The following is an 18263-nucleotide window of genomic DNA, read 5'->3' on the forward strand; positions in this document are numbered from 1 at the left end:
CACCTGCGTCCCTTCTCCCATTGGGAGAAGGTGGCCCGAAGGGCCGGATGAGGGGCGGCCGGTAGGCTAGGTCGCACCATCCGACCCTCACCCTTTCGCGCGAAGGACGATCGCTAATGCTCTCGTGCGCTCAAGCCCTCTCCCAGTGGGAGGGGTCAGAGCCTCTGGAACGCCTTACCGGCCGCGTCGAACAGATGCGCTTGTTTCGCGGGGACGTGCAGCGTCAGGCGCTCGCCCGCCTTGGCACGGAGTTCACCCGCCAACTGAACCGTCAGCGTGTCCTGCGTCGCCGGATGCTTCAGGTGCGCCATGGTGGTGGCGCCCAGGGTTTCGACGAACATGACCTCGGCGGTCAGCGCATCGCCGTCGCCGGTCGTGGTCAGATGCTCGGGACGGAAGCCCAAAGTGACGGCATCGCCCGGCTTGGCCGAGGCGGCGTCAACCGACACCCTGATAGTCTCGCCTGCGGACGTCTTCACCGTAGCTCCAGCAGCCGAGGCTTCCACGATCTCAGCGGCCAGCAGGTTCATCTTGGGGCTGCCGATGAAGCCGGCGACGAAGAGGTTGGCAGGGTGCTCGTACAAGTCCATCGGCGCGCCGACCTGTTCGATCCTGCCGCTGTTCAGCACCACGATCCGGTCGGCCAGGGTCATGGCCTCGACCTGGTCGTGGGTGACGTAGATCATGGTGGTCTTCAGCTCGGCGTGCAGCCGCGCGAACTCATAGCGCATCCGCACCCGCAGGGCGGCGTCCAGGTTGGACAGGGGCTCGTCGAACAGGAAGACCTCGGGCTCGCGCACAATGGCGCGGCCGATGGCGACGCGCTGGCGCTGGCCGCCCGACATGGCCTTGGGTTTGCGGTCCAGATAGTCGGTGATGCTGAGCGCCTCGGCGGCGGCGCGGACGCGGCGATCGATCTCGGCCTTGTCCGTTTTGGCCAGCTTCAGACCGAAGGCCATGTTTTCATAGGCCGTCATGTGCGGATAGAGCGCATAGGACTGGAACACCATGGCGATTCCCCGGTCCGACGGCGACAGGTCATTGACCACGCGGTCGCCGATCAGAACCTGGCCCGTCGTCGCCTCTTCAAGACCGGCGATGGTGCGCAGCAGGGTGGACTTGCCGCAGCCCGAGGGCCCGACGAAGACGATGAACTCGCCGTCGGCGATCTCCAGATCGACACCCTTCAGCACCTCGACGGCGCCGAACGCCTTCTTCACGTCGACCAGACGGACGTTCGCCATGCTTCCTGCTTCCCTGACCCGTTTCTGTTTTGCCGCACCGTAACCGGTTACATGGCGGGATCAATGGCGCTCGATGTCTCGCGCACAACTGAAATTGCAAAACTGCAAAATTAAGCTTTCGCAAAATCGAAGCGCTGGATAGAAGCCGCTGCCAATCGCGGGGAAGTATCCGAATGACGCAGGGCAACTTTTTGATGGTGACCGCTTCGATCGCCTGGCTGGCCACGGCTGCGGCCGCCCAGGCCCAGGAGGCGTCGCGCTTGGACGATGTGGTCGTCACCGGCTCTCGGATCGCAGGCGGCGAGCGGATTGCCCCGGTAGAGACTGTGGCCCGCGGAACAATCGCCGCCGCCGGCATCGCCGATGCCTCTCAACTTGTCCGGCTGGTCACGGCCAATTCGGGAGCGGAGGCCCAGGTCGATCAGCTGAACCAGCCGCAAAGTTCGGGCACGGCCCAGTTCAACCTGCGCAATCTCGGTCTCGGCTCGACCCTAGTTCTAGTGGACGGCCAGCGCTGGACAAATAGCGCCGTGGTGGCGACGGACGGCTCGGACTTCGTTGACATCAACTCGCTGGTTCCGATGATCGCGCTTCAGCGGGTCGAGGTGGTCAAGGACGGCGCCTCGGCGGTTTATGGCTCCGACGCGGTGGCGGGCGTGGTCAACTTCATCACCCGGCGGGGAGTGGAGCGCCCCGAGGTTAGCGCCAAATACGCCGTCGCCGACGGGTCGCAAGAGAGCGTGATCGAGGCCCTCGGCGGGTTCGGCCTGCTAGGCGGCGACCTGACGCTGGCGGCCTCGCATTTCCATCGCTCGGCCCTTGGGTCGGACGAGCGGGACTTCACCCAAGCCGAACGCTATGGCCGCGCCGCCTGGACGGCCGTGACCAGCTATGGCCAGCCGGGTTCCTATTTCCGACCCAGCCGCAATGGGTTTTCGCCCGATCCGGCGTGCGGCGATCCGGCGTTCGCCAGCGCCTATCTGAACTCGCCCACGGACACCTTCTGCCGGCTGGACTATTCGGACTTCTTCGATCTGGCCCCGGAGGAGACGCGCACCCAGCTGTTCGCGGACTACCGACGGCCTGTGGGCGACATGACCCTGTCGCTGCAAGGGGCGTGGTCGGCGACCAACACCATCGCGCGCCAGTCGCCCTCGCTGCCGATCCTGGCGCGGTCGCTGACGGTGCCGGCGACCCATCCTGACAATCCGTTCGGCGAGGCGGTGCTGTTCCGGGGGCGGCTGCTGGGGGCGGAGGCCGGCGCGTCGCAGGCCGAGTTCGACTATCGCACGTGGCGGCTGGCGGCCGGGCTGGATGGCCGCTTCGGCAATGGGTGGAGCTGGAACCTGTCGGCGACCAGCAGCCGTCAGCATGTCGTTTATGACAAGCCCGACACCATCGGCAGCGCCTTGCAGAATGCGCTGAACGGCCTGGGCGGGGCGGGCTGCGATCCCGCGACGGGGACGCCCGGCGTCGGCGCCTGCCAGTATTTCAACCCGTTCGGCAGCGCCTATCTGGGGACCGGAACGGCGAACAGCGCCGCCCTGATCGACAGCCTGATCGGCTCGACCGGCCTGCGGGGCGCGGCGACCCTGATGACGGCGGACGCCTCCACCAGCGGCGAGGCCCTGGCCTGGGCCGGCGGGTCGGTCGATGTCGCCGTCGGCGCCCAGTATCGCCGTAGCGGCTTCCGCCACGACTGGAGCGACCTGGTGAACCGGGGCGATCTGCTGACGGCGGGCGTGTCGCCGGACTTCGAGGGCGATCAGGAGGCTTTGGCCGCCTTCGCCGAAGCCCGCCTACATCTGGGCGACCGGATCGAGGCGCAGTTGGCCGGGCGCTACGAATCCTATGACGGCGACGAGGGCCGGTTCAGCCCCAAGGCCGCGATCCGTTGGGACGTCACCGACGCCCTGGCCCTGCGCGCGTCGTGGGGGCAGGGGTTCCGGGCCCCGTCGGTCTATGCCCAGTCGGGGGCGCAGGCGTCGCAGCCGTCGGTGTTCGACCGGGGGGCGTTCGTCTTCGTCAACACCTTGACCTCGGGCCGGGCTGATTTGAAGCCGGAGAAGTCCGAGAGCCTGAACCTGGGCGCAGTCTGGACGCCGATCGACGGGCTGGAGCTGGGCGTGGACGCCTGGCGGTTCGACTATGCCGATCAGGTGGTCAAGGAGTCGGCGCAAGCCGTCATCAACCAGGCGGCGGCCGACACGGCGGCGGGGCGGACCGGCACGGAGGCGCAGAGCCGCATCACCCGCTCGGCCAGCGGCGCCCTGAACTTCGTGCAGCTGTATTTCGTCAACGCCTCGTCCATCGAGACCCAAGGGATCGACCTGTCGGCTCGCTATCGGCGGGGCCTTTGGGGCGGCGAGACGACGGCCTCGGCGACCTGGACCTATGTGGACGCCTATGACATCCGGCTGGACGCATCGGCCGCCAAGGTGTCGGGCGTCGGTTCGACCAACCTGAACAACATCGGCCGGTCCCTTCCGCGCAATCGCGGGGAATTCGCCCTGGGCTGGAGCGGCGGGCCGAACGCGGTGACGGCCCTGGTCCACTATACCGACGCATACGCCAACGACCGCAGCGGCATCACCGACGCCAGCATCGCCAGCCAGACGACGGTCGACCTGTTCTATCGCCGCACGATCGGCGCTGACCTGGATCTGTCGGTCGGGGTGGTCAATGTCGCCGACAAGGCGCCGCCGCTGGCGCAGTTCGCCCTGGGCTATGACCCGGTCGTGGCCGATCCGCGCGGGCGGGTGGTCAGCATCGGCCTGAGCAAGCGGTTCTGAGCAAGCGGTTCTGATCGGCGGTTGCGCGGTCAACCGGGCGGTGTATGCATCCCCTAGGGGAGAATCCGATGACCGACGGCGAGACGACGCGCAAGCAGGCGTTCAAGGACCTGTCCGAGGACGCGCTGGGCTTTGGCGGCGCGGAGGTGCGGACCGCGCGCGACCTGCTGGTGCGGCCCCGGTTGGTGCTGCAGGCCTGGATGATCGAGGGGCCGACCGGGGGCGGGCGTTACGCCAAGCCGTTGAAACTGTATCTGGCGCTGAACGCGATCCTGATGCTGATCGTCTTCCTGCGTGGGGGCTTGAGCTTCTACCTGGAAGGCATGCCGGCCGATGTTCTGAACCCTTTGCTTCAGGAAGCGGGCAAGTCGCGCGACGCCTTCATGTCGGACGCCGACGGCTGGATGTCGCTGGTGGCCGTGCCGATCATGGCGCCCCTCTATGCCCTGGCGGCCATGCCGCTGTTTCGCCTGTGGGACGCCGAGGACCTGGGCCTGAGATGCGGGTTTCGCGCGGCCTTCGCCTATCTGAACGCCTGGACCGTGCCGTTGCTGCCGCTGGCCTGGTTCATGTTCAGCCCCGGCCCGCTGGCTGCGGCGTGCAGCCTTTTGATGCTGGCGCTGGGCATCGTGGCCTTCATGCGGATGGGGCGGGGACGGTGGTATCGGGGCGTGGTCCCCGGCCTGGCCAAGGGCCTGATCGTGATGACGGCCATCGGTCTGTCCAGCGTCGTTGCGACCTTCATCGTGATGGTCATCGGCGTCTTCGCCGGGTTCGCGGCCTAGACGGTCGCCTGACAAAAACACCGTCTAATTCGTCTAATTCGTCTGAAATCAGCGACCGAGCGAAATTGCACGGCGTCCGGAAAAGGCGTGCAAAGTGCAAGGTGGTGCAATTCGTGAGCGCTGCTGTTTTCAAAGACCCGTCGACATCATAGTCCCGTTCGGGGACACGTAAGGTCGATTGACGAAGGCCGTCTCTAAGCGCCCGACACTAAAGGGGATTTGTCGGCGAACAATGACGGCAACGCTGCGCCTTTGTGCGTGGATCGATCGTCGGCCGGCATCTGTCCAGAAACCTCAATTTCGGTAGTTGCCTTGTCGACAGGGGCGCGAGCGAGGGCGACAGTGTTCGTCGAAGCCTCAAACGGTCCGCCAATGTCTCTGCGTTTACAGGCCGCTCAGGTCGCTTGGCTGAATACGAAGCTGACCCTCGATTTCATCGCCGCATCCCGCACCTGGATCGACGAGGATCTGATATCAGCGCTGCTGACCGCAGGCGTGGTGGATGCGAACGTAAGAGGCGCCGATGACGAAGGTGCGGCACGCGACCCTTCCATTGGAGCCGGCATTATGCCGAACGCCCTGCGGCGGCCTGTGAATGCCATCAGCATCGCCATGTCCCTGGGCGTGCCGCGCGAGAGCGCGCGCACAAAACTGGCGGGCCTGGTGGAGCGGGGCGTGCTGGTGCGGACCGACGGCGGCTTCGTGTTGCGCGCCGAGGTGTCGCAGTCGAAACCGTTCAAGTCTGCGATGGAAGCCTTCCTTCTGGCCACGGTGGAGTTCGTCGATGGGCTGGCGATGCTGAATGCATGCGGCGCCCGCGACGGCGACCGGGTCGTCACGCCAGCCTGGCCAGTCGCAGGCTTGGCGACGCGGCTGATGACGGCGCACGTTCTGAAAGGCATCCAGCACGCCCGATCGCTGAAGCCCGAAATCAGCCTGACGACGCACTACGTCCTGCTCTGGCTGTCGCATCTCACCGGGAGCGCCTTGCGCGTTGGTCATGGCCAGCCGGACGCCGGCCGTCTTGCCCTGCTGAACCCGCCGTTCGGGCCAGTGAGCGTGATCGAGGTCGCCAAGGCCGCCAGAATGGACGACGAAACGGTTCGCCGGCACCTGGGTCAGCTTGAAAAGGCAGGCCTGGTGATCCGGGTCGCGGGCAAGAGAGACATCAATCTGCCGGATCAGACCCTGGTCGCGAACTGGCTCGATTTCCAAAGCCGGACGATTCTCGGCACGCAGCAACTGGTGCGCAAACTCTATGTCGCGGGCGTGATCGTCGATCGGCCAAGCGAAACCATTCGATTATTCTGAACGACGATGATGAGGTTCGCATCACAGATCGATGCTGGAGCTGCATTCGTCGGTTGCTCGTCGAATGCCGTCGTCAACAGGGGCCGCGCCGATGCCAGCCCTTATTGATGCGTTCGACTGGGCGACGACGCCCCTGGGGCCAAGGCGCGATTGGTCGCCCGCGCTGAGCATTTTGTATGACATGATGATGGGAATGGGTTTCGCGGCCAGCGTCATGTGGGGCCCGGAGCGCACCTTGCTTTATAACGGCGCCTATATTCCGCTGCTCGGACAAAAGCATCCGAACGCCCTGGGCCGTCCGCTGGACCAGGTCTGGTATGAGGTTTGGGACGTGTTGCGCCCCCTGACGGAACGGGCGCTGGCAGGCGAAACTGTTTTTCTCGAAGACCTGCCGCTGACGATGGTTCGAAACGGCTATTCGGAAGACACCTGCTGGGTCCTGTCCTACAGCCCCGTACGGGACGGCGACGCGATCGTCGGCATTCTGAATATCGCCATCGAAACGACCGAGCAGGCGCGGGGCGAGCAACACCGGCAGATGCTGGTCGACGAATGCGGTCACCGGGTGAAGAACACCCTCGCCCTGGTTCAAGCGGTCGCCCGCAGCACTTTGTCGGGCGTCGATCGCGATGTGCTGGAGCGTTTTGACGAGCGACTGAACGCCATCGCCAAGACCCAGCAGACGTTGGATGAAAAGGCGTGGAATGGCGGCGACCTCGGTGAGATCGTTCGCGACGCGGTGGGTAATCTGGTGCGCAGGCCGGTTTCCATCTCGGGGCCGTCGGTGCACCTGTCGCCGCGTGTGGCGCAGACGGTCGCCTTGATCATCCACGAGCTGACGACGAACGCGTTCAAACATGGGGCCCTCGCCAAGCCCGGCGGCCGCGTCTCGGTCGATTGGCGGCTGGGTGAGGGCGAACTCGTCCTGACGTGGATCGAAGGCGGGGGTGCGCCGGCCCATCCGCCGCTCAAGACCGGCTTTGGCGTCAAACTGCTCGCGAGAGGCCTGCTGGGGTGCGGCGGCGCGGATCTTCGTTATGGCGTAGAGGGGTTCTCGGCGACATTCACAGCGCCGGCGTCGCGTCTGACCGACAGTTGACGATGCCTTGCGAGGGGGCGAAAGCGGCTGCATTCGCTTGATCCCCGACTTTGGAGAGCCCCATGACCTACACCCTCTATGGCATTCCCAACTGCGACACGGTGAAGAAGGCCCGGGTCTGGCTGGAGCAGCAGGGCGTGGATTACATCTTCCACGACTACAAGAAGGCCGGGGTCGATGCAGGGCGGCTGGGCCAATGGGTCGACGAGCACGGTTGGGAGACGGTGCTGAACCGGGCCGGGACGACGTTCAAAAAGCTGCCAGATGCCGACAAGGCGGACATCGACAAGGCGAAAGCGATCGCGCTGATGACGGCCCAACCGTCGATGATTAAACGGCCGGTGCTGGATCTGGGGGATCGACGGCTGGTGGGGTTCAAGCCCGAGACCTACGCCTCAGCGCTTACCTGAGCCGAACGGTCGCGGCGACGCCGAAGTGGTCGGACGGGTATTCGCCGTGGGTCGGCGTATCGCCGAAGCGGCGGGCCTCGCCGGGCGTGAAGGCGGCCTGTTCGACGAAGATATGGTCGATGACGCGCTCGGGGTGACCCTTGGCCGGGTTCAGAGTGGTTGTGACCGAACCGCGGGGCAGGGCGCTGAAGAAGCGGGGGCCCGTCAGGGTCGCGAGGCCGGAATCGTCTTGCGTCGCATTGAAGTCGCCCAGGACGATCAGGGGCGTGCCGTCCTGCGGCAGCCAGCTTAGCAGCGACGCGATCTGGCGGGCGCGGACCGGGCCGGCGTCCTGTTGCCACGCCAGATGGGTGACGACGACATCGACCGGGCGACCCTGGACCGCGACACGAAGCCGAAGCGCGGTGCGGAAATCGTCGAGCGGCTCAAGCTTGGTCGAGGCCTCGGCCAGAACCGGCAGTCGGGTCAGCAGGGCGTTGCCGTAACGGCGCGGGGCGCCCTCGGCGTCGGTCGAGACGAAGGCGACGTGATAGCCGCCCAGCTCGCGCGCCAGCATCCGGGCCTGGTTCTCCAGCCCGACATTGGCGTCCTCCAGCACCTCCTGAAGGGCGATTACGTCGGCGTCCTGGGCCTTCAGGGCGGCGATCAGCAGCGGACGGCGGGCGGTCCAGTCTCCGAGATTGTGCCAGATGTTGAAGGTGACGAGCTTCAGCTCTGTGGGCGTCTTAGCCTTTGGGGCCGTGGCGCAGCCTGCCAGCGGCGCGAGGGCAACGGCGGCCAGCAGGGTGCGACGGTGGATCATCTCGGCCTCAGCCCTCGACGTCCGTGGAGGGGCGGTCGTGGCCGTCGGCGCTTTCGGTGACCCATTCGCCGGCGGCGGTCTCGTATTCGATCGCTGCGGTCTGGTCCGGCACGCGCTGCTCGCGCGCGACGCGCACGGCGGCGGCCTTGGCGTCGTCGTGGGTGGCGAAGGTCTCGGAATAGGTGTCGCCGGACTTGTAGGCCCAGCCGCCGTCATGCTCGACGATGCGATAGGTGACATGGGCCATGGGACGCGCTCCTGAGATTGATGAAACCGGACCCTAGACCGAACCGGCGGCGGCCGAAACGGCGACCTTACGAAGATTTCACGCAACGACGCGCATCCATTGAGGCGTCGGCCAGCCTCTTGTGATCAGAAGGCCGCCGCATCAGGCTGCTGCAACGGTTCAAGGGATACTCGACATGGAAGACTTCATTCCGATCTTCGCCATCTTCGCCGTCTTCGGCACGATTACGGCCATCGTCTTCGGCCCCACCTTCCTGAAGTACCGCGAAAAGCGCGACATGCAGGAGACCGTGCGTCTCGCCGTCGACAAGGGTCAGGAACTGCCGCCCGAACTGCTCGATGTGATGACTAAGGATGTGCAGAAGGGGCTGCCGTCGCGCAGCAAGGACATTCGCAAGGGCGTGCTCAGCCTGGCGAGCGGCATCGGCATCGCCGGGTTCGGCATCGTCGTTCAGGGCACGACGCACGTCTGGGGCGGCAATGGCCAGGGCGCGTTGCTGGGCATCGCCTGTATTCCCGCGGCCATCGGCGTCGCCTTCATCATCCTGGGCTTCTTCAACCCGAACAAAGACTGACGTCCGCCGGAAGGGGGCAACGTCATGGTCAAATCATTGAGAGACTTCCACGATGTGGAGCTGGCCGCCCAGGCGGCGGCCGGCGGTCGGCGGGAGTATGGCGAGTTGGTGCGTCGGCACGGGTCGGCGGTGCGGGGGCTGCTGCGGCGGATGGGGGCGACGCCGTCCCTGTCCGACGACGTGGCGCAGGACGCCTTTCTGCAAGGGTTTCAGCGGTGCGCGGAGTTTCGCGGGCAGGGGACATTTGCGGGCTGGATCAAGAAGATCGCCGCACGACTCTATCTGAAGCGGGTGGCCAAGGAGGCGCGCTACGTCGCCGAGATTGAGGCCGACCAGGCGGATGTGGTCGTCGATCGCGGCGGTCTGATGGACCTGGACGAGGCGTTGAAGACGCTCAGCGAAACAGAGCGTGTCTGCGTCTCCCTGTGCCACGGCGCGGGGATGTCGCATCCGGAAATCGCGGCAGCCATGAATTTGCCGCTTGGCACGGTGAAATCGCATGTCAAACGTGGTCTGGATAAACTCCGTGCGCGGCTTCAACCGGCGCACGGCTCAGGCGGGAGGTCGGTCCATGTCGGCTGACGAATTCGATCCAATGATCGAAAGGCTGTTCGCCCAGGCGCCGAGCCTGCCGGACGAGGCCCTGTTCCTGGCGACCGTCAAGGCGCGCATGGAGACGCGGTCGCGCTGGCGCGCCCTGACCCTGACGGCGGCCGGACTGATCGGCGGCGTGCTGGCGGTGCGCGAGGGGGTGAACATCAACTTCACCGCCGACGGCGATACGACCCTGGCGCAAGGCCTTAGAGCCGCGGCCGCCACGGCGCAGGGCGCAGCGCAGTCGGGCCTGGATGGCTTGGGCCTTCAAGGTCTGGGCGTCGGGTCGCTGGACCTGATGAACGGCTCGGGCATGATGGCCTTCTGGATCGTCGCCGGCGCCCTGGTCGCCCTGATGGCGGCGGGCGTGGCGAAGCTGTCGCAGGACGTGTGAGCGCGGCTGCAAGGGTGACACCGGCGGGGCAGGGGCCTATCTGACCCCTTCACGTCAGGAGGCCCGGCGATGTCCGTCCACACCCAAGAGAGCGTCAAACGCATCACCGTGCCCGATATCGCGGGGCGCAAGGGCGGCGAGCCGATCGTCTGCCTGACGGCCTATGACGCGCCGATGGCGGCCCTGTTGGACCCGCACTGCGATGTGCTGCTGGTCGGCGACAGCCTGGGGATGGCGGTTCACGGCCTGCCCAATACCGTGGGCGTGACGCTGGAGATGATGATCCTGCACGGGCAGGCCGTCATGCGCGGCGCCAGACGGGCCATGGTGGTCGTGGACATGCCGTTCGGCTCCTACGAAGGCGGCAAGGAGGTCGCCTACGCCAACTGCGTGCGGGTGATGAAGGAGACGGGCGCCCAGGCGGTGAAGCTGGAAACCAGCATCGAAATGGCCGAGATCGTCGCCTTCCTGGTCAAGCGCGGCATTCCGGTCATGGGCCATGTCGGCTTGCGCCCCCAGGCGATCCTGGCCGAGGGCGGGTTCAAGGCCAAGGGCCGGACCGAGAGCGAGCGCGATCGGGTGCTGGCCGAGGCCAAGGCCGTCGCCGAGGCCGGCGCCTTCTGCATCGTCATCGAGGGCGTCGCCGAATCGCTGGCGCGCGAGATCACCGAGACGATCGACGCGCCCACCATCGGCATCGGCGCCTCGGCCGCCTGCGACGGTCAGGTGCTGGTGGTCAACGACATGCTCGGCATGTTCGACTGGACCCCGAAGTTCGTGCGCAAATACGCCGATCTGCGCACCGAGATCGACCGCGCGGCCGCCGCTTTCGCCAGCGATGTGAAAACCCGCCGTTTTCCTGCCGAAGTCGAGACCTACTTCTCGAAAAAGCCGGCTTCGCAGTAACGGACGACGTTGCGGGCGGGGAGCCGACCTTCTAGGGTCCGCGCCGGTTTGCATTTCGCGATTTTGGGGCGACGTTTCAGTGGTTGATGTCTTCGAGCAGGTCGAGGAGGAGCTTCGCTCCGACAAGTTGAAGCGCCTGGCCAAGACCTGGCTGCCCGTTTTCGGCGTGGTGCTGGTCGTCGCCCTGATCGGCGCCCTGGGCTGGTGGGGCTGGGACAGCCTGAACTCCAACAAGGCCGCCAAGGCCGCCGAAGCCTATGATCGCGGCATGGAGGCCCTGCGCGCCGACAAGCCGATGGACGCCCGCGCCGCCTTCGAGGAAGCGATCAAGGAAGGCAATGGCGCCTATAAGGTCCTGGCCCTGCAGCAGCAGGCCGGCCTGGCCGTCAGCGCCAACAAGTTCCAGGACGCGGTTCGCCTGTTCGACGAGGCCGCCAAGGCGTCCAGCGATCCGATCCTGTCGGACCCGCCCGCCCTGAAGGCGGCCTTCCTGGTCATGGACACCGCGCCGCTGGCCGAGATCGAAAAGCGTCTGACGCCGCTGGCCGAAGACAAGCGCCCGCTGCACGCCTTCGCCCAGGAAGCCCTGGCCCTGGCGCGCCTGCAACACGGCAAGACCAAGGAAGCGCGTGAGGCGTTCGTGCTGCTGCAACTGGGTCAGGACGTGCCGGACTCGATCCGTCAGCGCGCCCAGATCGCCGTGGAATCCATCGACGCCGGCACCGCCGCCGCCATCAAGCCCATCATCGACGCCGCCGCCAAGGCGACGCCGCCGGCCGCCGGCGCTGCGAACGCGATGACGCCCTCGGCCACCCAGGCTGCTCCGGCCCAGGCTGCCCCGGCTGAGGCCGCACCCGCTCAGGCGGCTCCCGCCGCCGCGCCGGCCGCCCAATAGTGACGACCCCTTACAGGACGCCCCCGATGAACCGAGTTCTGAAAGTCGCGCTGATCTGCGGCGTCGCCGCAACGATGGCGTCCTGCGGCACCGTGCGCCGCAACCTGCCGTTCGGTCTGGGCGGCGGCAAGGAAGACGCCGGCGCGACCGCCTCGGCCGGCCAGCGCATCTCGGTGCTGGAGTTCGAACAGAGCCTGTCGCCGTCGGCCGCCCTGTCCGGCCGCGACTTCTTCCTGCCGGGTCCGCAGGCCGTGACGGCCTGGACGCAGCCGGGCGGCACGTCCGAGAACCTGGTCGAGCACGTCATTGCGGCGCCGAACTTCCAGATCGCCTGGAAGCGGGGCGTCGGCTCAGGATCGGCTCACGTCGGCAACGTCATGGCCCCGATCGTGGCCGCCGACGGCAAGATCTTCGTGCTGGACGGCGAATCGACCGTTTCGGCGGTTTCGGCCGACACCGGCGCGATCCTGTGGAGGGCCAACGTCAAGAACGCCGATCGTGACCGCAACGGCGGCTTCGGCGGCGGCGTCGCGGTCGGCGGCGGCAAGGTCTTCGTCTCGTCCGGCTATCGTTCGATGACGGCGCTGGACGCCAACACCGGCGCGGTGGTCTGGACCCAGCAGGTGGACGCCCCGATCCACGGCGCCCCGACCGTCTCGGGCAACAGGGTCTTCGTCGTGGACGTGGACAGCCAGCTGTTCGCCTTTGACGCCAACACCGGCGCCCAGGACTGGACCTATCGCGGCATCGCCGAGCCGGCGCGCGTCATGCGCGCCTCCAGCCCCGCCGTCAGCGGCACGACCGTCGTCGCCCCGTTCGCCTCGGGCCAGCTGGTCGCGCTGAGCGCCCTGAACGGCCAGGCGGTGTGGGAAGAGACCCTGTCGCGCACCAGCCGCACCAGCGCCCTGTCTGAGGTTCGCGACGTGGCGGGCCGTCCGGTCATCAGCCGCGGCATGGTCTATGGCGTCAGCCATTCGGGCGTGATGTCGGCGCTGGACCTGCGTTCGGGCCAGCCCAAGTGGCAACTGCCGGTGACGGGGGTGAACGCGCCTCTGCCGGTCGGCGACGCCGTCTTCGTGGTGTCCAAGTCGGGTCAGCTGATCACGGCCAACCGTGACACGGGCCAGATCTACTGGACGCGCGAACTGAACGAGGGCCGCGAGCGCCGCGAGGGCGGTTTCCTGACCTTCGGTCGTCGCACCATCCGCCCGCAATGGTCGGGGCCGCTGCTGGCCTCCAACCGTCTGGTGATGGTCAATTCGTTCGGCGAAGCCGTCGCCTTCGATCCGAAGACCGGCGTAGCGCAGACGACGCTGAAGCTGGGCGCGCCGGCCTATATCGCGCCGGCCGCCTATAACGGCGCGCTCTATGTGCTGACCGACAACGGCCAACTGATCTGCATCCGCTGATTTTCAGCCCAAACTAAGCTAGAAGGCCGACATGGCTCTGAAGGTCGCCATCGTCGGCCGCCCCAATGTGGGCAAATCGACACTGTTCAACCGCCTCGTCGGAAAGCGCCTGGCGCTCGTCGACGATCGCCCCGGCGTGACCCGCGACCGGCGATACGCCGACGGCAACATCGGCGACATGGACCTGACGCTGATCGACACGGCAGGATATGAGGACGTCACCGACGACAGCCTGGAAGCCCGGATGCGCGAGCAGACCGAGGCCGCGCTGGACGACGCCGAGCTGGTCATGTTCATGATGGACGCCCGCGAGGGCGTGACGTCGTTGGACCGGATCTTCGCCGAGCGCCTGCGTCGGGTGCACAAGCCGATCATCCTGCTGGCCAACAAATCCGAGAGCCGCGAAAGCGGCGGCGGCGTCGGCGAGGCGCACGCCCTGGGCTTCGGCGAACCCGTCGCCATCTCGGCCGAGCACGGAGAGGGGATGGCCGATCTGTACGCCGCCATCGTCGCGGCCTCGCAGGACATCTTCGTCGAGGAGATCGACGAGCCGGACAAGCCGATCCGCATCGCCGTCATCGGCCGTCCGAACGCCGGCAAGTCCACCCTGATCAACCGCCTGATCGGCGACGACCGGCTGCTGACGGGGCCGGAAGCGGGCATCACGCGCGACTCCATCTCCGTCGATTGGCAGTTCGAGGGCAAGAACATCCGCCTGGTCGACACGGCCGGCATGCGTCGCAAGGCGCGGGTGCAGGAGAAGCTGGAGAAGCTGTCGGTCGCCGACACGATCCGGGCCATCACCTTCGCCGAAGTCGTCATCCTGATGATGGACAAGGACGACGCCTTCGACACCCAGGACCTGCAGCTGGCCGATCTGGTCGAGCGCGAGGGCCGCGCCCTGGTCTATGTCGCGTCGAAGTGGGACCTGGAGGACGAGCCCCAGTCCCGCATGGCCAAGCTGAAGGGCATGGCTGAGGACAAGCTGCCGCAACTGAAGGGTTCGCCGTTCGTGGCCCTGTCGTCGCACAGCGGACGCGGCGTCGAACGGCTGATGCCGGCGGTGCTTCAGGCCTATGACACCTGGTCGGTCAAGGTGAAGACCAAAGACTTGAACACTTGGCTGTCCATGGCGACCCAGCGGCACCCGCCCCCCGCCGTGGACGGCAAGCGGATCAAGCCGAAATACATCGCCCAGACCAAGGCTCGCCCGCCGACCTTCGTGCTGATGGCCAACCGCGCCGAGTCGATGCCGGAGCATTACAAGCGCTATCTGGTCAACTCGATCCGCGAGAGCTTCGACCTGCCGGGCACGCCGATCCGTCTGAACGTCAAGTCCAGCGGTGTGAACCCCTATGCCGAGGGCGGCGCCAAGTCCGGGCCCGAACGCTACAAGGGCGACGCCAAGACTGCGCCGCGCCGCGTCAAGAAGGCGGAGAAGGAAGAGGCCCTGTCCAAACTGCCCGGCAAGGCGCTGGAGCAGAAGAAGACCCGCAAGGCTCAGCCCAAGATCCTGGGCGGGTTGAAGTCCAGCGCGTCGAAGAAGGCCGGTTCGTCGGTGGCGGTCCAAAAGGGCGCGCGCGGCGGCGCCCGCCAGGTGTCGCGCTCGGGCCGGATCCGCACGGGCCAAAAGGGCGGCGCCAAGAAGTGACGGCGTGAGCGAGGCCGAGAGCGCGCTTCCCGCCCGGCCCACCTCGCGTTGGCTGATCCTGGACGGGCAGGGGCGGGTGCTGCTGTTCCACTTCGTGTTTTCCAAAGGACCGCTCGCCGGCACAGCCTTCTGGGCGACGCCCGGCGGCGGGTGCGAGACTGGCGAGACCTTCGAGGACGCCGCGCGCCGCGAACTATTCGAAGAGACGGGCCTGGTCGTCGAAGACCCCGGCCCGCAGGTCGCCCAGGTCCGCGTCAGCTTTCGCCTGCCAGACGGCCGAATGGCGGATGTGGATCAGAGGTTCTTCCTGCTGCGCACCGAGGCGTTCGACCTGTCTTGCGCAGGCTGGACCGTGGAAGAACAGGGGGTTCTGGTCGATCACCGCTGGTGGAGCGTCGCGGACATCCGCGCTTCGGCCGAGACGATCTGGCCGGCGGAACTGGCGGATATCCTCGATACGCTCTGAGGCTCAGCCCATCATCAGGCTTTGACGCATGCGGACCGCGTCGCGGCCGGGCGGAAGGCCGAACTGACGGGCGTATTCGCGACTGAACTGGGACGGGCTGTCATAGCCGACGGCGAAGCCGGTCTCGGCCGCGCCCTCGACGCCCGTCAGAAGCCGGGCGCGGGCCTCGCGCAGCCGCAGCTGCTTGTGGAACTGCAACGGGCTCATGGTCGTCACGGTGCGGAAATGTCGGTGGAACGTCGATAGGCTCATGCCTGCCATGTCCGCCAGAGTCTCTAGCCTGACCGGTTCGGCGTAGTGGGCGCGGAGCCAGTTGATGGCGCGACTGACGCCTGACAGGCGGCTTTCAGTCGAGCCGATCTGGCGCACGGTCGCGGCGTGCCGGCTGTGGAGCAGGCGCCAGATCAACTCGCGTTCGATCATCGGCGTCATGACGGCGATTTCCTCGGGCCGGTCCAGAAGGCGCAGCAGGCGGGCCATGGGCTCCAGCAGTTCGTCCTCCAGCGGTGTTACATGGATGCCGGTCGGCGGCGGCTGATCCGAAGGGGCGGGGACGTCGATTTCCAACATCAGGCCGGCGATGGCGGCGGGGTCGAGGTCGAAGCTGAGGGCGCGATACGGCGCCTCGACGATGCTGCCGCACACCGGCAGTTCGGCCGACACCACCAGGCAATCGCCGGCCTGATAGGAATAGACGGTCTCGCCCAGGATCGTCTGTTTGGCGCCGCACACAACCAGGCACAGCATGGGATCATAGGCGACGGGGACCAGCCGGGTCTGTGCGTTGCTGCCATACAGACGCAGCCGCGGCACGGCCGATCGCGACAGATCAGGCGGCGCGTGACGCGCAACGATGTCGCTCATTTCGGGCAAGAGACTCATGACGGCATTCAGCGCCGGTCACCGGCTATTCGCAAGCGAGCGAGAGCGGTTTGACAGGATCGTGCAAGCCTTCGACCGGATCGCCCTAACGCCGTCGACCTGAAACCGCGTCTTCTGCGTCCGGTCAGGCAGAGGAGATTTCCCATGACAACAACCAACCAAAAGACCTGGCTAATCACCGGTGCGGCGCGCGGCCTTGGCGCCGGGATCGCACGCGCGGCGCTGGACGCGGGCGATCGCGTCGTCGTCGCAGGTCGAAACCGTGACGCCCTGATCAAAGCCTTCGGACCGGATAGCGACCTGGTCCTGAGCCTGACGTTGGACGTCACCGACACAACCGCCATCGCCGCCGCCGTCAAGGCGGTCATGGCGCGCTTCGGCCGTATCGACGTACTGGTGAACAACGCCGGCTATGGCCACCTCGGCATTTTCGAGGAGACCAGCGCCCAGGATGCGCGCACCCAGTTCGACACCAATGTCTTCGGTCTGTTCGACATGACGCGCGCGGTGCTGCCGATCATGCGCGCGCAGAGGTCGGGCCATGTCTTCAACATCTCGTCCATCGGCGGTCTGATGGGCGGTGAGAGCGGCGCGATCTATTGCGCGTCCAAGTTCGCGGTCGAAGGCTTCAGCGAATCCGTCGCGCAAGAGGTGCGTCCGTTCGGCATACATCTGACCATCGTCGAGCCGGGTTTCTTCCGCACCGACTTCCTTGACGCCTCGTCGATCCGATACGGCGATAATCCCATCGCCGACTATGCCGAAGCATCGCGCGCCATCCGCGCCTTCTACGACGCGCGCAGCCATAATCAGGCGGGCGATCCTGCGAAGTTGGGTCAGGCCCTGGTCGTCTTGGCGAATGCGGAAAACCCGCCGGTGCGATGGTCGGCGGGCACGGACGCCATCGGCGTGGTCGAGATGAAGGCGGACAGCCTGAAGGCCGAACTGGAGGCCTGGCGCGATCTTTCAGCCTCAACCGACGGCGACTTCACCTTCCGCGAAGAGCCAAGGCTAGGCGGCGCCTGGGGCTGATCCCAGCCTAGACCAGCGCTTCCGTCGTCGGTCCGGCCGCCCAATCGCGGAAGCGGATCGTCAGCGGGGGCGTGGCGTCGGGGCGGGCCAGATCGACCACCAAGGGGCCGATCTCGGAGGGGTTGGGCAGGACGGACGGGTCTTCGCCCGGATAGGCCTGGGCGCGCATGGCGGTGCGCATGCGGCCGGGATCAACGATGCTGACGCGGACGGGCGTGCTCTCGATTTCGTCGGCCCAGGCCTTCACCAAGGCCTCGGCGCCCGCCTTGGTCGCGGCGTACATGCCCCAGAAGGCCTTGGGCGCGCTGGCGACGCTGGTGGTGAAGTGGATGGCGCGGCCGGCGTCGGAGGCGCGCAGCAGCGGCTCCAGCGAGCGGATCAGGCGATAGACGGCGGTGAAGTTGGTCTTTTCGACCTTGGCGAATTCGCGCGGGTCGGCGTGCGACACCGGCGTCAGGCCCGAAGGGCCCATGGTGGCGGCGCAGTGGACCCAGATGTCCAGCTTCTTGAACCGTTCGAAAATGGCGCCGCCCAGCCTGTCGATAGCCCCGCCATCCACCAGATCGAACGGGATCAGGGTCGCATGGCGGCCGGTGGCGGCGAAGATGGCGTCGTCCAGCTCTTCCAGACCGCCCTGTGTGCGCGCCGTCGCGATGACGTGGGCGCCGGCCTTGGCCAGGGCCAGCGCGCTCTCATAACCGATGCCGCGCGAGGCGCCGACGACGAGGGCGATACGGTCGTTCAAGGGAAGTTCGGACATGGCCGCTGAT

At 66.7% G+C, this 18263-nt stretch carries 19 protein-coding genes; 14 read left to right on the forward strand and 5 right to left on the reverse strand.

Features of this window, described 5'->3' with window-relative positions; genetic code table 11:
- Window positions 1-155: 155 nt before the first annotated feature.
- Complete coding sequence (locus tag ASF81_RS10500; protein ID WP_055808361.1) at window positions 156-1244, reverse strand: ABC transporter ATP-binding protein; 1089 nt, start codon at window positions 1242-1244, stop codon at window positions 156-158.
- Window positions 1245-1417: 173 nt separating this feature from the next.
- On the opposite strand from ASF81_RS10500, the gene ASF81_RS10505 reads away from it, so the two are divergent.
- The 5 genes from ASF81_RS10505 (at window position 1418) to ASF81_RS10525 (ending at window position 7641) form a co-directional block, all read left to right on the forward strand.
- The gene (locus tag ASF81_RS10505) at window positions 1418-4036 is read left to right on the forward strand and encodes a TonB-dependent receptor domain-containing protein (RefSeq protein WP_055808367.1); all 2619 of its coding nucleotides are present in this window, start codon (window positions 1418-1420) and stop codon (window positions 4034-4036) included.
- 68 nt (window positions 4037-4104) lie between these two features.
- The gene (locus ASF81_RS10510) at window positions 4105-4821 is read left to right on the forward strand and encodes a hypothetical protein (protein WP_055808369.1); all 717 of its coding nucleotides are present in this window, start codon (window positions 4105-4107) and stop codon (window positions 4819-4821) included.
- Between the two features lie 342 nt (window positions 4822-5163).
- Entirely contained in the window at window positions 5164-6132 is a 969-nt protein-coding gene (locus tag ASF81_RS10515) for a winged helix-turn-helix domain-containing protein (protein ID WP_156363216.1), read from the forward strand.
- Window positions 6133-6223: 91 nt separating this feature from the next.
- The gene (locus ASF81_RS10520) at window positions 6224-7231 is read left to right on the forward strand and encodes a sensor histidine kinase (protein WP_162237595.1); all 1008 of its coding nucleotides are present in this window, start codon (window positions 6224-6226) and stop codon (window positions 7229-7231) included.
- A gap of 62 nt (window positions 7232-7293) precedes the next feature.
- Window positions 7294-7641, forward strand: coding sequence for an ArsC family reductase (locus ASF81_RS10525; protein ID WP_055808375.1), 348 nt, complete (start codon window positions 7294-7296; stop codon window positions 7639-7641).
- Here the strand turns inward: ASF81_RS10525 and ASF81_RS10530 are convergent.
- Together ASF81_RS10530 and ASF81_RS10535 are read right to left on the reverse strand one after the other, a co-directional pair.
- Window positions 7634-8443, reverse strand: coding sequence for an endonuclease/exonuclease/phosphatase family protein (locus ASF81_RS10530; RefSeq protein ID WP_055808377.1), 810 nt, complete (start codon window positions 8441-8443; stop codon window positions 7634-7636). The genes ASF81_RS10525 and ASF81_RS10530 overlap by 8 nt on opposite strands.
- 7 nt (window positions 8444-8450) lie before the next feature.
- Window positions 8451-8690, reverse strand: a complete 240-nt coding sequence (locus ASF81_RS10535) for a DUF2188 domain-containing protein (RefSeq protein WP_055808379.1) — start codon at window positions 8688-8690, stop codon at window positions 8451-8453.
- Between the two features lie 175 nt (window positions 8691-8865).
- Here ASF81_RS10535 and ASF81_RS10540 point away from each other — a divergent pair, with 175 nt between their 5' ends.
- The 8 genes from ASF81_RS10540 (at window position 8866) to ASF81_RS10575 (ending at window position 15579) form a co-directional block, all read left to right on the forward strand.
- A complete protein-coding gene (locus tag ASF81_RS10540) occupies window positions 8866-9264 on the forward strand; it encodes a DUF6249 domain-containing protein (protein WP_055808381.1) in 399 nt (132 codons plus the stop codon).
- 24 nt (window positions 9265-9288) lie between these two features.
- The gene (locus tag ASF81_RS10545; RefSeq protein WP_055808384.1) at window positions 9289-9846 is read left to right on the forward strand and encodes an RNA polymerase sigma factor; all 558 of its coding nucleotides are present in this window, start codon (window positions 9289-9291) and stop codon (window positions 9844-9846) included.
- Window positions 9836-10252 (forward strand): hypothetical protein, encoded by a 417-nt coding sequence (locus ASF81_RS10550; protein ID WP_055808386.1) that lies wholly within the window; start codon window positions 9836-9838, stop codon window positions 10250-10252. The genes ASF81_RS10545 and ASF81_RS10550 overlap by 11 nt, the downstream gene beginning before the upstream one ends.
- A 69-nt stretch (window positions 10253-10321) precedes the next feature.
- Window positions 10322-11158: a 3-methyl-2-oxobutanoate hydroxymethyltransferase gene (gene panB, locus ASF81_RS10555; RefSeq protein ID WP_055808388.1), complete on the forward strand. Its 837-nt coding sequence runs from the start codon at window positions 10322-10324 to the stop codon at window positions 11156-11158.
- A gap of 79 nt (window positions 11159-11237) precedes the next feature.
- Window positions 11238-12053 (forward strand): tetratricopeptide repeat protein, encoded by an 816-nt coding sequence (locus ASF81_RS10560; RefSeq protein WP_055808390.1) that lies wholly within the window; start codon window positions 11238-11240, stop codon window positions 12051-12053.
- Window positions 12054-12079: 26 nt separating this feature from the next.
- The gene (locus ASF81_RS10565; RefSeq protein ID WP_055808392.1) at window positions 12080-13462 is read left to right on the forward strand and encodes a PQQ-binding-like beta-propeller repeat protein; all 1383 of its coding nucleotides are present in this window, start codon (window positions 12080-12082) and stop codon (window positions 13460-13462) included.
- Window positions 13463-13493: 31 nt separating this feature from the next.
- Window positions 13494-15113, forward strand: coding sequence for a ribosome biogenesis GTPase Der (gene der / locus ASF81_RS10570; RefSeq protein ID WP_055754955.1), 1620 nt, complete (start codon window positions 13494-13496; stop codon window positions 15111-15113).
- A gap of 4 nt (window positions 15114-15117) precedes the next feature.
- A complete protein-coding gene (locus ASF81_RS10575; RefSeq protein WP_055808395.1) occupies window positions 15118-15579 on the forward strand; it encodes an NUDIX hydrolase in 462 nt (153 codons plus the stop codon).
- 3 nt (window positions 15580-15582) lie between these two features.
- Here ASF81_RS10575 and ASF81_RS10580 read toward each other — a convergent pair whose 3' ends face one another.
- Window positions 15583-16443, reverse strand: coding sequence for an AraC family transcriptional regulator (locus tag ASF81_RS10580; protein ID WP_055808397.1), 861 nt, complete (start codon window positions 16441-16443; stop codon window positions 15583-15585).
- 162 nt (window positions 16444-16605) lie between these two features.
- On the opposite strand from ASF81_RS10580, the gene ASF81_RS10585 reads away from it, so the two are divergent.
- Window positions 16606-17493: an oxidoreductase gene (locus tag ASF81_RS10585; protein ID WP_055808398.1), complete on the forward strand. Its 888-nt coding sequence runs from the start codon at window positions 16606-16608 to the stop codon at window positions 17491-17493.
- Between the two features lie 7 nt (window positions 17494-17500).
- Here ASF81_RS10585 and ASF81_RS10590 read toward each other — a convergent pair whose 3' ends face one another.
- On the reverse strand, window positions 17501-18253 hold the full coding sequence (locus tag ASF81_RS10590; RefSeq protein WP_055808400.1) for an SDR family NAD(P)-dependent oxidoreductase: 753 nt from the start codon (window positions 18251-18253) through the stop codon (window positions 17501-17503).
- Window positions 18254-18263 lie beyond the last annotated feature (10 nt).

The organism is Brevundimonas sp. Leaf168 (assembly GCF_001423685.1).
In the GTDB taxonomy this organism is placed as follows: Bacteria; Pseudomonadota; Alphaproteobacteria; order Caulobacterales; family Caulobacteraceae; genus Brevundimonas; species Brevundimonas vesicularis_C.

Excerpts from the sequence above, each read along its gene's own strand:
- ASF81_RS10540 (WP_055808381.1), top strand. The coding sequence starts at position 8,866 with ATGGAAGACTTCATTCCGATCTTCGCCATCTTCGCCGTCTTCGGCACG.
- ASF81_RS10530 (WP_055808377.1), bottom strand. The coding sequence starts at position 8,443 with ATGATCCACCGTCGCACCCTGCTGGCCGCCGTTGCCCTCGCGCCGCTG.
- ASF81_RS10505 (WP_055808367.1), top strand. The coding sequence starts at position 1,418 with ATGACGCAGGGCAACTTTTTGATGGTGACCGCTTCGATCGCCTGGCTG.
- ASF81_RS10500 (WP_055808361.1), bottom strand. The coding sequence starts at position 1,244 with ATGGCGAACGTCCGTCTGGTCGACGTGAAGAAGGCGTTCGGCGCCGTC.
- ASF81_RS10525 (WP_055808375.1), top strand. The coding sequence starts at position 7,294 with ATGACCTACACCCTCTATGGCATTCCCAACTGCGACACGGTGAAGAAG.
- ASF81_RS10550 (WP_055808386.1), top strand. The coding sequence starts at position 9,836 with ATGTCGGCTGACGAATTCGATCCAATGATCGAAAGGCTGTTCGCCCAG.
- ASF81_RS10585 (WP_055808398.1), top strand. The coding sequence starts at position 16,606 with ATGACAACAACCAACCAAAAGACCTGGCTAATCACCGGTGCGGCGCGC.
- ASF81_RS10580 (WP_055808397.1), bottom strand. The coding sequence starts at position 16,443 with ATGAGCGACATCGTTGCGCGTCACGCGCCGCCTGATCTGTCGCGATCG.
- ASF81_RS10510 (WP_055808369.1), top strand. The coding sequence starts at position 4,105 with ATGACCGACGGCGAGACGACGCGCAAGCAGGCGTTCAAGGACCTGTCC.
- ASF81_RS10565 (WP_055808392.1), top strand. The coding sequence starts at position 12,080 with ATGAACCGAGTTCTGAAAGTCGCGCTGATCTGCGGCGTCGCCGCAACG.
- ASF81_RS10590 (WP_055808400.1), bottom strand. The coding sequence starts at position 18,253 with ATGTCCGAACTTCCCTTGAACGACCGTATCGCCCTCGTCGTCGGCGCC.
- ASF81_RS10520 (WP_162237595.1), top strand. The coding sequence starts at position 6,224 with ATGCCAGCCCTTATTGATGCGTTCGACTGGGCGACGACGCCCCTGGGG.
- der (WP_055754955.1), top strand. The coding sequence starts at position 13,494 with ATGGCTCTGAAGGTCGCCATCGTCGGCCGCCCCAATGTGGGCAAATCG.
- ASF81_RS10535 (WP_055808379.1), bottom strand. The coding sequence starts at position 8,690 with ATGGCCCATGTCACCTATCGCATCGTCGAGCATGACGGCGGCTGGGCC.
- panB (WP_055808388.1), top strand. The coding sequence starts at position 10,322 with ATGTCCGTCCACACCCAAGAGAGCGTCAAACGCATCACCGTGCCCGAT.
- ASF81_RS10545 (WP_055808384.1), top strand. The coding sequence starts at position 9,289 with ATGGTCAAATCATTGAGAGACTTCCACGATGTGGAGCTGGCCGCCCAG.